The sequence below is a fragment of the Afipia sp. Root123D2 genome (assembly GCF_001425835.1).
In the GTDB taxonomy this organism is placed as follows: Bacteria; Pseudomonadota; Alphaproteobacteria; order Rhizobiales; family Xanthobacteraceae; genus Afipia.
The window spans coordinates 541,801-555,132 of record NZ_LMDP01000001.1 but is presented as its reverse complement, the minus strand read 5'-3'; the positions used below and the strand labels follow the sequence as shown (position 1 = coordinate 555,132).

General features: G+C 57.4%; 12 protein-coding genes. 5 read left to right on the top strand and 7 right to left on the bottom strand.

The features are described from left to right. Positions 1 to 102 precede the first annotated feature (102 nt). Both nusG and ASC80_RS02540 read right to left on the bottom strand, forming a co-directional pair. Entirely contained in the window at positions 103 to 618 is a 516-nt protein-coding gene (gene nusG, locus ASC80_RS02545) for a transcription termination/antitermination protein NusG (RefSeq protein WP_056292588.1), read from the bottom strand. Beyond that, the gene (locus tag ASC80_RS02540; protein ID WP_056292586.1) at positions 615 to 1,256 is read right to left on the bottom strand and encodes a winged helix-turn-helix transcriptional regulator; all 642 of its coding nucleotides are present in this window, start codon (positions 1,254 to 1,256) and stop codon (positions 615 to 617) included. Before ASC80_RS02540 ends, nusG begins: the two co-directional genes overlap by 4 nt. Positions 1,257 to 1,623: 367 nt before the next feature. Between ASC80_RS02540 and ASC80_RS02535 the strand changes: the two genes are divergently transcribed. After that, entirely contained in the window at positions 1,624 to 2,505 is an 882-nt protein-coding gene (locus tag ASC80_RS02535) for an MBL fold metallo-hydrolase (protein ID WP_056292584.1), read from the top strand. Here the strand turns inward: ASC80_RS02535 and ASC80_RS22885 are convergent. Continuing rightward, positions 2,502 to 2,747, bottom strand: coding sequence for a helix-turn-helix domain-containing protein (locus ASC80_RS22885; RefSeq protein ID WP_082512381.1), 246 nt, complete (start codon positions 2,745 to 2,747; stop codon positions 2,502 to 2,504). The two genes, ASC80_RS02535 and ASC80_RS22885, sit on opposite strands and share 4 nt — an antisense overlap. A 56-nt stretch (positions 2,748 to 2,803) precedes the next feature. Here ASC80_RS22885 and ASC80_RS02530 point away from each other — a divergent pair, with 56 nt between their 5' ends. Together ASC80_RS02530 and ASC80_RS02525 are read left to right on the top strand one after the other, a co-directional pair. Further along, positions 2,804 to 3,628 (top strand): YqaJ viral recombinase family protein, encoded by an 825-nt coding sequence (locus ASC80_RS02530; RefSeq protein ID WP_056292582.1) that lies wholly within the window; start codon positions 2,804 to 2,806, stop codon positions 3,626 to 3,628. Beyond that, positions 3,615 to 4,991, top strand: coding sequence for an ERF family protein (locus ASC80_RS02525; protein ID WP_056292581.1), 1,377 nt, complete (start codon positions 3,615 to 3,617; stop codon positions 4,989 to 4,991). The genes ASC80_RS02530 and ASC80_RS02525 overlap by 14 nt, the downstream gene beginning before the upstream one ends. Before the next feature lie 135 nt (positions 4,992 to 5,126). Here the strand turns inward: ASC80_RS02525 and ASC80_RS02520 are convergent, their stop codons facing one another. Further along, positions 5,127 to 5,867 carry a transglutaminase-like domain-containing protein gene (locus tag ASC80_RS02520; protein WP_156464234.1) on the bottom strand — a complete coding sequence of 247 codons (741 nt, stop codon included), beginning with the start codon at positions 5,865 to 5,867 and terminating at the stop codon, positions 5,127 to 5,129. 643 nt (positions 5,868 to 6,510) lie between these two features. On the opposite strand from ASC80_RS02520, the gene ASC80_RS02515 reads away from it, so the two are divergent. Both ASC80_RS02515 and ASC80_RS02510 read left to right on the top strand, forming a co-directional pair. Further along, the gene (locus ASC80_RS02515; RefSeq protein WP_056292579.1) at positions 6,511 to 7,653 is read left to right on the top strand and encodes a glycosyltransferase family 4 protein; all 1,143 of its coding nucleotides are present in this window, start codon (positions 6,511 to 6,513) and stop codon (positions 7,651 to 7,653) included. A gap of 6 nt (positions 7,654 to 7,659) precedes the next feature. Continuing rightward, positions 7,660 to 8,676, top strand: a complete 1,017-nt coding sequence (locus ASC80_RS02510; RefSeq protein WP_244487170.1) for an MraY family glycosyltransferase — start codon at positions 7,660 to 7,662, stop codon at positions 8,674 to 8,676. Here the strand turns inward: ASC80_RS02510 and ASC80_RS02505 are convergent, their stop codons facing one another. From ASC80_RS02505 to rfaE1, 3 genes are read right to left on the bottom strand one after another with little or no spacing between them, the layout of a single operon-like run. Beyond that, entirely contained in the window at positions 8,677 to 10,587 is a 1,911-nt protein-coding gene (locus ASC80_RS02505) for an SDR family NAD(P)-dependent oxidoreductase (RefSeq protein ID WP_056292578.1), read from the bottom strand. After that, positions 10,584 to 11,846, bottom strand: a complete 1,263-nt coding sequence (locus ASC80_RS02500; protein WP_056292576.1) for an O-antigen ligase family protein — start codon at positions 11,844 to 11,846, stop codon at positions 10,584 to 10,586. The genes ASC80_RS02505 and ASC80_RS02500 overlap by 4 nt, the downstream gene beginning before the upstream one ends. Next, positions 11,843 to 13,315, bottom strand: a complete 1,473-nt coding sequence (gene rfaE1, locus ASC80_RS02495; RefSeq protein ID WP_056292574.1) for a D-glycero-beta-D-manno-heptose-7-phosphate kinase — start codon at positions 13,313 to 13,315, stop codon at positions 11,843 to 11,845. Before rfaE1 ends, ASC80_RS02500 begins: the two co-directional genes overlap by 4 nt. Positions 13,316 to 13,332 lie beyond the last annotated feature (17 nt).

Genomic DNA, 13,332 nt, shown 5'->3' with positions numbered 1-13,332 from the left:
AAAGTTAGAGGGCATTTTTCCAAGCTACCGCAGCCCGGGTGACTCGACGTCACCAGACCATGGCATATCAATCGCGCGCAACAACCGCACGCTCGCGCAAGCCTAGGCCGGCGCGATCAAATCCGACTCTATCGAGAGACGAACCTTTCGTCCTAATAGATCAAGCAAAATAGCAACTCGATCGCGATCACCCAACCCGTCGAACAATCCCAAATTATCAGCGAAAACGCCCGCTATGACCCGAACTTTCTGCCCCAGCGAGTATTGCGGACCGCTATCCAGCTTGACGAACCCGCTTTCGTCCTCGCGTGCCTTCAGCACCTCAAGCACCTGAGGTGCAACTTGAGCCGGATCAGAGCCGCTCAAGACGAGACGCGAAACGCCGAATGTCGATTGTATCGAACGCCAACGCTGCACAGCCGTATCGATGCGCACGAACATATAACGCGGAAACAGCGGTGCAGGCACCTTCTCGATCTTTCGCGCGTGACTGCGGCGCTTGAGGTACCGAGGTAGATACGTCTCGTATCCTTGCTGCATCAAGTTGCGCGCGGCCTTCGCTTCCGCGTTCACCTGCGTTTGAACAACATACCATGCGTTGTCTACGAGATCAGTCATGACTTACTAGCCTCGACGCCGGAGACATTCAGTCCCAGCAATCTAGGCGCAAGCACTCGCTGAGCGCCAAACCTGGTCACAGCATCATCGAAAAATTGCCGCGCTCTGCGCAAATCGGTAATTACGACCGCATCGAAAGCTGTTGTCAGCTCGTCGTAAGAAGATACGATTTCTTTGCCGATAATCTCGGAGCCATCCGCGCCATCGTCCAGAACTGCAACGATCGAGACCCCACTATCGGCCGCGGAGAGGATCCCAATTTCTGCCAGATCCGATTTTCCGACTAAAACGATATTGTGGAAATTTCTCGCTTGCGCAATCCGGAAAACGTCGGCGCAATCTGATTTTGCCTGCCGAAAAAATGAAAATGACGAGGATAAATATTCAACCGTCAGACGCGACTTTTCAGTGAAGCCTTTCGGTGTCAGATAATACGCGTAACGGCGCGCCGGCGCCTCGCTGACTTTGATCAGGCCCTTCGTAACGCAACGCTTGAGATACGCATTGACGAGGCCGAGCGCGATGCCAAGTTCCGCCGCGATCCTCCGCTGCGAGGTCGCGCCGTCCTCAACTGAATTGAGCAATCCGAGAACAATCCTGTCGTCCTCGCCGCTCTGGCCGGGCAGCACACGCTCCATAAAACCTCCCAATTGGGGATTGGGTTAATCTGTTCACGGCATGAACGTCAAGCACATTGTTCACGCCTTGAACAAGGTATGGATCCAGAACCGTGAATCCGAAGTCGCATTCATCCGATTTGCAATCTTTAGTTGAGTAACAACGAGTCACGTGAATAACCAATTGGATTATTTATATTTTTATCCTGTTTAGGTATTCGGAAGGCACAATTTCCTTACAAGGAAGTCGAACAGCCCGTGGAACCCCTATTACTTGACCTCGTCGGAGCACCCCGCTTGGGTTTCCGCGATGGTATTACTCCGCCATATACACGGGTCTGATGTCCGGTGAGCAGCGCTCGACCGTGGAACTTCGCAGGTTATAGAAATGGATGAACTGGCCCCCTCGGTTAAAGGTTTTTACGACGCGGACACCGGCAGCATCCAATACATCGTCAGCGATCCAGCGACGTCCTTATGCGCCATCATCGATCCCGTTCTCGATTTCTCGGAGACTCGGAATCCACATTTATTTACGCGGTCCGCTGATGCGATCCTCGCGTACGTCGCAGCCAATAAACTCATAGTGCAGTGGGTTCTCGACACCCATCTCCACGCGGACCACTTCTCGGCATCGCAATACATCAAGAATGCGACCGGCGCGAAAACCGCGACAAGCACTTACGTGGTTGAGGCGCAAAAAATTTGGAGTGAGATTTATAACCTGCCAGACATTCCAACCGACGGGTCGCAATGGGACCACCTGTTTGCGGAAAATGAGAGCTTCAAGATTGGCGAAATAGGCGGAACGCTCATGTATTCGCCAGGCCACACGCCTGCATCAGTGACGTATTTGATCGGCGACGCCGCGTTTATCCACGATACGCTTTTTATGCCCGACCTAGGGACCGCACGCGCGGACTTTCCGGGCGGCAGTGCAAAGCAGCTTTGGCAGACCATCCAGAACATCATCGCGCTTCCCGATGAAACGCGCCTGTTCACAGGACATGACTACCCTCCGAATGGCCGTGAACCCTTATGGGAAAGCACCGTTGGCGCGCAAAAAGCAAACAATATCCATTTGCTCGCCGCGAAAACGGAGCAGGAATTCATTCAGCTCCGCGAAACGAGAGATCGCACGCTGGCCACACCACGGCTGATGTTCCGGGCGCTCCAGATCAACATCCGCGGCGGCAAGCTCCCCGCCCCTGAAAGCAATGGACGGCGGTACTTAAAAATACCACTGAGTCACTGTATTTTCCCAAGCTAAACATATAGCCGCACACCAATCCCTTTCCCATCTTCTCCTACGAATCGCACACCCGATCTCTCTAGGGCACTTCGAAGCTTTTCCGCGGTCCCCTCGCGACCTCCAAGCTCGCCCTTGAGCGCTTCCAATCGCTTAACCGTTGGAATCGAAACAGACGCCTCTCTCGCCAGATCTTCTTGAGACCATCCAAGCAGAGCTCTAGCCGCCTTGATTTGTCGGATCGATACTTTTGGTCTTGACATTTCATGCCATTTTGATACTTTTAGTATCATTAATTGTTCTGCAGGAGAGATCCAGAATGCCTCAAGAAAAGCAAGTCAGCCAGAATACTCGTCGAAATTTTATTGGCGGCTCGGATGCTCGGATAGTCATGGGCCAAGATGAGAAAGCACTCGTGCGGCTATGGAAAGAAAAGCGCGGCGAGATTCCCCACCCTGATCTTTCCGGCGAACTGATCGTGCAACTCGGATTGGCGACAGAGCATTTGAACCAGCGGTGGTACGAGCGCAACACTGGGCATCGGATCATAGATGTCCAGCGCAGAGTTATCCATAAGTCCATTCCGTGGATGGCCGCCACTCTTGACGGTCGGGTTAAGGAAACTGGGGCCGTTTTCGAAGCGAAGTTTATGCTGCCTTGGTCGTTTTCAGAAGAAGCTGCGATCGAAAAACATACGGCGCAACTCCAACACAATATGTTGGTCGTTGGCACAACAAAATCGGCCTTGTCGATCATCAATGGTGGCGGCAAATGGGTCGAACTCTCCGTTGAAGCCGATCCAATTTACCAGACTGTTATGATAGCCGCTGAGAAGGCCTTTTGGCGTGCTGTCAAGACTGGCGAGCATCCAACATTGTTCGGCTGTGAGCCACCAAAACCGAGGGTGAAGGCGATTCGCGTGGTCGATATGAACACATCCAACTCATGGGCAGAGTTTGCGGCTCTTTACGTCCAAACGCGCGACGCGCACCTCGATCATGAACGCGCTAAGGCTGAGCTCAAGGGCCTAATGTCAGAGGACGTCAAAGAAGCCATGGGCCACGGAATCCGTGCCAAACGATCGAAAGCAGGGGCAGTAAGCTTCGAGATCGTCGAGACGGAGAGCGCTCATGCATCGCTCTAGTGAAAGCATTGCCGCAATTGCAACCGCACTGGCAAAAGCCCAAACTGAACTCTCTAATCCCGAAAAATCGATGGTCGGCTTTATCAACCACCACTACCGTGACGATAATCCACAGACGTTCCGATATGCTCCGTTGTCAAGCGGGCTAGAAATTGTGCGCAAAACATTGGGGGGTCAGCAGATCGCAGTCGCCCAGACGACCGACATCGATCGAGCTAACGGGATGATTAATCTTAATACCCTTCTCATGCACACGTCAGGTGAATGGATTTCATCCGACTGGCCGGTCTGCCAGCTCTCTGATGCATCCGCACCTCGACGAATGGGGGCAGCCCTTACCTATGCCCGACGCTACGCTCTGTTCACCATGGTCGGAATCGCCGGTGAGGACGATCTCGATGCGCCCCACACCGAGAACATCGGCGTCACCCCGCCGGGCACCCATCTTGTGGTTCCGGCAGATGGCAGGAGTCCTCCACTGTATTCGAAACCAAAACCAACGAACGTCGAAATATCCGCACAGGCACGTGCGCGCGGCGCGCGACCACGCTCGGCAAAAATCCCATCAGCCCTGAACAAAGAAGTGCTTGATCTCGACGAATCGGCAACTATCCGGAACGAAATCCAATCAGTGATTAATTCCACAACAAACATTGAGGCCTTGCAGGCCAGCGCGGAGAACATTCTCAAGGTCAAAAATCGGTTGCGTCCCGAGCATGCTAAATCGATTGAAGCAACATTCAGCGAGAAATTAGCCTTTCTCCAAAACCTAGAGATTGCAGACGCTCATCAATCGAGCCCTTCGCCTCCTCCTCAGGGTGATCTAGCGGATCAACTCGAGACCACAGTCAGCAAGCCGATCATCGCGCCCAAGCGCAAACGACGACGTCCAGCTCAGCAAGATAATGTCAATGGTACCGCGCAGGACTGCTCATCCGAGCTGAAATTCAGCGCCGCCATCTTAGGTCAGTCGACCGACGCAAGATCCGAGCTGAAATTCAGCGCCGCCATCTTAGGTCAGTCGACCGACGCAATTGAGCTGCATAAAATCGACAAAAGCGCCCTTGCTCTCAGTGAGCCACGCCGAAGGCGTGACAAGCAGCATTTGCGGTTCGTAGCTGCCCAACCATGTTTAATCTGCGCACGTAGCCCCTCGGACGCCCATCATCTACGGTTTGCGCAGGCGCGCGCAATGGGACGCAAGGTCAGCGACGAATTCACAGTCCCGCTTTGCCGCGCACATCATCGAGAGATTCACCGTTTCGGCGACGAGTTCGCTTGGTGGCAAAAGGCGTCAATCGATCCAATCGAAATCTCGCAACGACTTTGGGCATCAACTCGAGATCTTAAATGCCAGCACTAATCCCCAGAAGTGAAACAGGCTCAATTTACAGAACAGCCATCGTGACATTGACCGGGCGCTCAGGGTCCCGAAATCATATGCCCAGCACGTTGATACCAAAGCGAATCCTGCACCAAGGGGGGAACCAGAATTGGGTTACTTTGCTGCGGCGACATCTGCAGCAACGATCTCCGGCAGATTTCGATCTGCGCTATAAGAATCGGCAACATTCCAATACAAGCGCCCCTTGATCCGATAAACACCAGTCCAATTGGCCGGCAAGAACATAACTTTGCGATCTATAAATGCAACGAACGTCATATCGCGCTTCAGATCAATCCCCGCTCGCTTCAGCGGATCAGTTTTTAAGCTTGGATCATTTGGCACGACTATCACATCGAGACCTTCTTTGAGACGATTGTAGGCACTTAACCAATCAAGCCGATGACCGCTCCCTCCAACGAGATGGAAGTCAAAAGTTGGATCGATTGCCTCCCATCTCCCATCCAGGAGGACATCAACACTTGCGTGACTATTGATCACCTCATTTGGCAGTTGCTCGACCGTGGCATAAAATAAGACGGCCCTGTTTCTGATGCCGAACGCGCTTAACATCGTTCTGAAAATAAGAGCCACGCCCTGGCAACTATAGCTGGTTGATTTTTTAACGACCGCATCAGAGTAAACGCCGTAGAGATCGTCCTCCAAATTTCCAGGCGAGGAACCTATAGTGATTTCTCTATTAGCGATCTCTTCAATTGCTCGAACAAGATCGCGTCCTCTTAACTCTCCAAGATGCTTGAATCGAGACAACATGTCAGCTTTGATTTTCCGCAACTCTGAGCGCTGTCGGTCAATCGGCTTCAGCAGATGAAATTCCACCACGGCTTTATTCAACGCCGATCGCCCTATCTCCGTGGAAATGAATACTATGCACATCAAACATAGGCCGATGCACAACGATCCAACAATGAAAAGCCGCCTACGTATCATCGGCCACCCAAAAGTTAAATCACAGATCTCGCAGTAGAACTCCGGCTGGGGCCATATCGCTGCGCACGTCTTGAATACGAGGGCTGCTACGATGCCCATGCTATCCATGACGTGCGCGACGAATTTCCTCCTGCCCGGCAACACCCCATTCAAAATTTCCCACAGCAATACTTTTCAATTGTGTGAAATTTACGGACGGCCATCAGCAGCGCGCCCGAGACGAATTCGGCCGTCGCATCTCTCCAGCCGATCACGCAGCGCAAGAGGAACTCGATCACAGCCGACACGTAGAGCCATCAGCATGGAGGCAGCCGAGGGGTACCAGCCAGCCCATGCCATCTCACTGGCCGATTGACCTGGTGCTTCGCAACGAGCGAAGTCCTACTTCCCTTGCAAGAAAAGCCGCGACTTTCCTGGGGAGCATCGACGGAGACAGGGTTGAGAATGGGCAGCCGCCGATTGTTTTTACGAAGAACATAACATACTGATCTAGCTTCAAAAGACGCTGCCAACTTTGTGAGAAGACAACCGCTCTGATGTCCCGCGCGTGAAACCGATTCTGCTTTATCTCGCCAATGAAGACTGGGCCTTCATTTCGCATCGCCTGCCGATGGCACGGGCCGCGCGTGAGGCCGGCTTCGACGTGCATGTTGCCACCAACGTCAATACGGCGGCCGACAAAATTCGCGCCGAAGGTTTTACGCTGCATCCGATTCCGTTTCGCAGGGGCCGCCTTTCACCTACGGCCGCGCTGACAACCATGCTCGCGCTACGGCGGCTGGAACGCACGATCAAGCCAGCACTGATCCATCATTCCGGGTTGCAATGCTGCGTATTGGGCTCAGTCGCCGCGCTCGGCACCGCGACGCCGCAGGTCAATGCGCTTACCGGCATGGGTTTCCTGTTCACTTCGTCATCGGCCGTCGCGCGGGTTCTCAAACCTATCGTCGCTGCGGCTCTTGGAATTCTGTTCGGACGCGAGCACAGCGTCGCACTGGTGCAGAATCCGGATGATCTCGGCGCACTCCGCGCGATGGGCATCTCCAGCGACCGGATCGCACTGATCCCCGGTTCCGGTGTCGATACCGATGCCTTGCAGAGCCTGCCCGAACCGGATGGCGCAATCACGGTCGGCTTCGCCGGGCGGCTTCTCGCGGACAAGGGTATTCATGCGCTGGTCGCGGCCCATCGCCTGCTGCTGCAGCGCGGACTGGATGTCCGGCTGCTGATCGCGGGCGAGCCAGACCCCGCTAATCCGGCCTCGGTATCGCTGGCGCAGGCTCAGGCCTGGGGTCAGGAGCCCGGCATCACCTGGCTCGGCCATGTCGATGACATCGTATCGTTGTGGCGGCGCTCGCATATCGCGGCATTGCCCTCGCACCGCGAAGGCCTGCCGAAAAGCCTGCTGGAAGCCGCGGCATGTGGTCGGACGATGGTCGCGACCGACGCGCCGGGATGCCGCGAAATCTGCATCCATGACCGTACCGGCCTGCTGGTGCCGATCGAAGACCCGCAAGCCCTCGCGGAGGCCATCGCTACCCTTGCCGCCTCCCCCGAGCTGCGTGGCCGTTATGGCCATGCCGCGCGTCAACTGGTGGTCGACAAAATGTCGGATAAAGCGGTTGGCGCAGCGACGGTTGCGCTCTATCGATCGGTCATGGGCAAATCCGCCCGCACCGATCACGAGTAACGCCATATGTCAGACGGATTCAATCTCATGCTGGGCGGGCTTGTCGCGCTCGTCGCTGCGCTGGGTACAGCGCTGCTGACATGGGCGATCCATCCCCTGCTCGTGCGCTATGCGCTGGCCCGTCCCAATGCGCGCTCGTCGCACAAGGTTCCGACGCCGCAAGGCGCCGGCATCGCCGTCGTCGCGGTAACGCTTGCGGTCGCGGCCTTCGCGATCCTCACGACAAACAATGCCGAGACGCATCTGGTTTTCATGACGTTCGGAGCGACGATCCTGCTCGCGATCGTCGGCGCGGTCGATGATCTGCGCACCATTGCCGTTCTGCCACGCCTGCTGCTGCAAGCCGCCGCCGTTATCATCGTCGTCGCCGCCCTGCCCGACAGCGTCCGCGCCATGCCGCAACTGCCACTGCTGGCGGAGCGCGCAATGGTGTTCGTGGCCGGCCTCTGGCTGGTCAATCTTGTGAATTTCATGGACGGTATCGACTGGATCATGGTCGCGGAAGTAGTTCCGATTGCCGCTGCTCTCGTCCTGCTGTGTGTCGCCGGTGAAGTCTCACCGCGCGTCGGCATTGTCGCCGCGGCGCTTGGCGGTGCCATGATCGGCTTCGCACCATTCAACAAGCCAGTGGCGAAGGTCTTCCTCGGCGATGTCGGCAGCCTGCCGATCGGCCTGCTGCTCGGCTGGTGCCTGCTGGCGCTTGCCTGGCACGGACATCTGGCGGCCGCCCTGCTGCTTCCGCTGTATTTCCTGACTGACGCGACGGCAACGCTGCTGCGGCGCATGTGGCGCCGCGAACCGTTCTGGGACGCACACCGCTCTCACTTTTATCAGCGTGCCACCGACAACGGTTTTACGGTGCAGCGCATCGTCGGCGAGATCTTTGTGCTGAACGTTTTGCTGGCCGCTCTGGCAGGGCTTTCGGTGACGATCAATGCGGCAAGCATGGATGTTGCCGCGCTCGTTGCCGGTCTCTGCGCAACGTCGCTGCTTCTCTACCGCTTTTCGCGGCCGAAATCGTAGCTATTCGGCGGTTGCCTTGAATTCCGGCACCGCGTCCTTGAGAAGGCTGACGATCACCGCTCGCTGCTCGCTGCCGACCGATTTTTCGAGCGTCTGAAGCCAACCGCGCAGCGTCTCGAGTGGCGGCTCGTTCGGCCGCGCGGCGACAATGCCGTCGATGCCGATGTCCGCGGTCGGCTCCTCGCTCGCGAACAGAATCTCGTTCAACCGTTCGCCGGGCCGCACACCCGTAAATACGATTTCGATGTCGTAGCCGACCTGCAACCCCGAGAGCCGGATCATCCGCTCAGCGAGATCGACGATTTTCACCGGTTGGCCCATGTTGAGCACGTACACCGACACATCGGGCCGCTGTGGCTGCAGCGCATGGGTCGCTGCGGTCACAACCAGGTCGCAAGCTTCACGAATGGTCATGAAGTAACGCACCATGTCCGGATGCGTCACCGTCACCGGCCCTCCGGCCTCGATCTGCGCCTTGAATTTCGGCACCACCGACCCGTTCGACGCCAGCACGTTGCCGAAACGGACGGAGATCAGACGCATCGGCGTCTTTCCATTCGCGGCCTTCGCCAGATCGCGATCGAGTGCCTGGCAATACATTTCGGCAAAGCGCTTGGTCAGTCCCAGCATCGACACCGGCTCGATCGCCTTGTCGGTGGAAATCATCACCATGGCTTCCGCGCCGGAGGCGACCGCGGCGTCTGCAACGTTGATCGACCCGAAGATGTTGGTCTTGATCCCCTCGCCCCAATCGCGCTCGAGGATCGGAACATGTTTGAGCGCGGCAGCATGAAATACGATGTCCGGCTTGAACTCGGCCATCAACGCCATAATGCGCTGGCGATCGCGAATGTCCGCGATACGTCCCTCGATCACAACGCCGGACGACTGTGCGGATAGCTCTTCCATCACCATGAACAGCGCAGGTTCGGCATTCTCGATGACCAGAAGACGCGAGGCGCCGAACGTCACAACGCGATCGCAGATTTCCGAGCCAATCGAACCGCCGCCACCGGTCACAACGATCGACTTGCCCTTCACCAGAGCCTCAAGCCGCCGATAGTCGATCTTGACGCTGGGGCGCAGCAGCAAATCCTCGACGGCGACCGGCGCCAGCCGCGGCGCCTCTCCGCTGCCTTCGAGCGACGGCAACCTGCTGACCGAAAGGCCGAGCTTGCGCACCCGCGTCAGAATGGATTCGGGATGTGCATCGGGCTCGAATGCCGATGGCAGCATTACCACGCGCCCCATCGGCTTGTCGCGCCGGGAAAAATCAGCGACCACATCCGCGAGATCGTCGAGGTTACCAAGAACCGGAACGCCACGGATCGCCTGCCCGCGATCAGCGGTGGACGGCGACAGAATGCCCGCAGGCCAGATGCGCTTCACGGCGCCGTTCTCGATCGCCCGCAGCAACACCTCGGCATCGGCGGCGCGGCCGATCAGCAGCGCCGGCGCGGCATCGATCACCCGGGCCTGATTGCGCGTCCGGGTGTAGCGGAAATAGCGATACGCCAGCCGGGCTCCGCTGAGGGCGAAGATTTCGATGAACCAGTAGAGAATGATGGTGGTCTTGCCGAGGAAGAACGTCCCGTAGACGTTCGGGGCGAGGAAGATGTAGTCGAGAATCAGCAACGCAACTGCGAGCACGGTCGCGGAGCGAACGATGTTCATCAAATCGGGAAATGAAATAAAGCGCCATTTCGTTGTCGTCAGGCGAAACGCAAAACACACAAAGAAGCTGAGGACGGCGAAGTACGGCAACACTTTCAAAAGCAGCGGTAGCCGGGTATCGAGATCGGTCCCTTCAAACCGCAGAAAGAAACTTAAAAGGACCGCCGCGATGGTCGCGAGTACATCGTGCGCCGCAATTAGCCAGTTACGCCACGTGAAGTGGAGAAGTTGTCTCATAAAGTGCCGTTGTTCTTTTGCTTGGCGACCATACCTGCCGCGATTCCGACGCCCAGAACATACATCCAGCCTTCATGAAAATCGAACAGATGCGAGTTGAAAAGCGAGCTGATCAGGTTCTGAACCACCACCAGCAATCCCAGCCACGGCACAAGTCCAGGCCCCAGGAACTGCGCACCGTGAACGATCCACATTGCATACAGGATCAAGACGCCGATCAGACCCCACTGAACCGCGACATTGAGCGTCTGGTTATGCGGGTTGTCGACCACCTCGGCCGCAAGACCGGTTTGCCCGATCGCATCCCGGACGAACAGCGTTTTGGTCGAACCGGTGCCATGACCCGCGATCGGCGCCTCTTTCACAAACTTGATGGATTTGGTCCAGAACTCCAACCGCTGACCAGCCGACGTGATCTGATTGGCAGTGTCCCGATATTCATCAACCTCGGTGAAGATCGTGCCGACCTTGGTTCTCAGATTGGGCGAGGCGCTCCACGCCACCCCGACGGCAATGGCACCGGCAATCCCAAGCAAGATAATCTCGCGCAACTTGAGATGGAGTAGTGCGAACGTCAGCAACATGACCGGAAAATACACAAAGGCTGTTCGTGCGACGTTGATGAACATCATGTTGGCAACGAACGCCAGCGCCACCGCTGCGAGCAGCGCTGCCCGCTGATAAGAGCGCCTGCGCACCTGATCGAGCACCGGCCATGCCAATGCAACAGCGCACAACGCAAACTCCTGGCTCTGATCGATGTAATTTTTGACTGGAACGCCGTAGACACCTTTTTTAATGGAGAGCGACGGTGCGTAAGCCACCACCCACGACATGATCATCAATAGAAAGCACGACACCAGGAACGTGAAAAAGACCCACATGCCGCGCTGCGATCGCTCGAAATGATAGACCAGAAACGGAATCGCAAGCAGCTTGGCCAGCGGACTGATGCCCTGCAGCCGCGCCGACCACGGAATATCTGTCGCCCACAACGTCCCCAGCACCGCGAGTGCAAAGAAGACGATCGGCAGAAGATTGACCGGACGCCTAAGCGACCGCACAAATTCACGCACGTTCCCCGAGGGGATCAAGACCACAAAGAAAATGACGAAGAAGATCGCCACCAGCGACGTCGACCACGGCAACGCTGCAGCGGTCAGGATCGCCATCACATCGGCGGTGCGGGCCCACGCCGCGGGATCGCGCCACGACGGACGCACGACACCGGCTATCGGGTTCGTCGTCTCCCCGCTCATGCCATGTTCTCGCGCGCGCGTTTAACCAGCGACGTCGTGCTGTGACCGGGCATGATCTCTACCAGAACAATCTCACCGCCGTTTGCGGTGACGATCTCGTGTCCGACCACCTGCTCGCGGGTGTAATCGCCCCCCTTGACCAGTACGCTGGGCTTGATCCGTTCGATCAGCTTGAGCGGCGTATCCTCGGCGAAAATCACCACGAGGTCGACCGCCTCGAGTGCCGCCAGCACCTCGGCCCGCGCCCGCTCGTCCTGTACTGGACGATCGGGGCCTTTGAGACGCTTCACAGAGGCATCACTGTTCAGCCCGACGATCAACCGATCACAGGTGGCGCGTGCCTGCGTCAGCACGCGGACGTGCCCTGGATGGAGAATATCGAAACAGCCGTTCGTGAATCCGACGCGCAACCCCTGCTGACGCCATTCGGCAAGATGAGCGTCGAGATCGTCGGAACTTACCGCGATCTTTTCCTCCGCCGCCAACGAGGCCTGCGGTAAAATCTTCTTGCGCAATTCCGCCAACGTGACCGTCGCGGTGCCGCGCTTGCCCACCGCAACCGCGGCCGCTGCCGACGCCATCCGCAACGCGTCTTCCTGATCGGCACCGCCTGCCAGCGTCACCGCCAGTGCGGCAACTACCGTATCGCCCGCGCCGGATACATCGCGCACCTTCGCGGGATAGGCAGGGACATGAACCACATCGCGGTTGCGCGCCACTAGCGTCATACCGTGCTCGCTCTGAGTGACCAGCATCGCCTCACAGTCAGCCAGCAACATCGCTTCTTGAGCCGCCGCGGCGATTTCCGCCTGCGTGGTGGCGCGGCTGCGGGTGGCTTCCGCGAACTCCTTGCGGTTCGGCGTCAGAATCGTCGCACCGCGATAGATCGCGAAGTTCGCACTTTTCGGATCGACAATCACGCGCTTGCCGAGCTTGCGTGCTGCATCGATCACATTCCGGATTACCCGTGCGGTCAGAACACCCTTCGCATAATCTGACAGCAAGACAACGTCGGCGCGCGGCAGCGCGGCCACGATCGCATCGATTAGTTGCTGCTCGATCGCGGCCGATGCCGGCATCGCCTGCTCCCAGTCGGCCCGCAGCATGTGTGTGGAGAAATGCTCGGAAACAAAGCGCACCTTGCGCGTGGTCGGCCGCGATGCATCCGTCACCAGGATGGGTTCGATCAGCCGCTCCTTGGCAAGTTCGGCCCTGAGCATTCGTCCGGCATCGTCATTGCCGATCAGCCCGACGAAAATACACCCTGCACCGAGAGCAGCGATATTGCGCGCGACATTCCCCGCCCCGCCGACGTTCAATTCGCTGCGCTGCGCGGCGATTACCGGCGCCGGCGCTTCGGGCGAAATGCGCGACACTTCGCCATAGACGAATTCATCCAGCATCAGATCGCCGACACACAGCACGATCTGGCGGGCCATCGCTTGCGAGAGCGCATCAAAATCGAACATCAGCGAAATCCATTGCC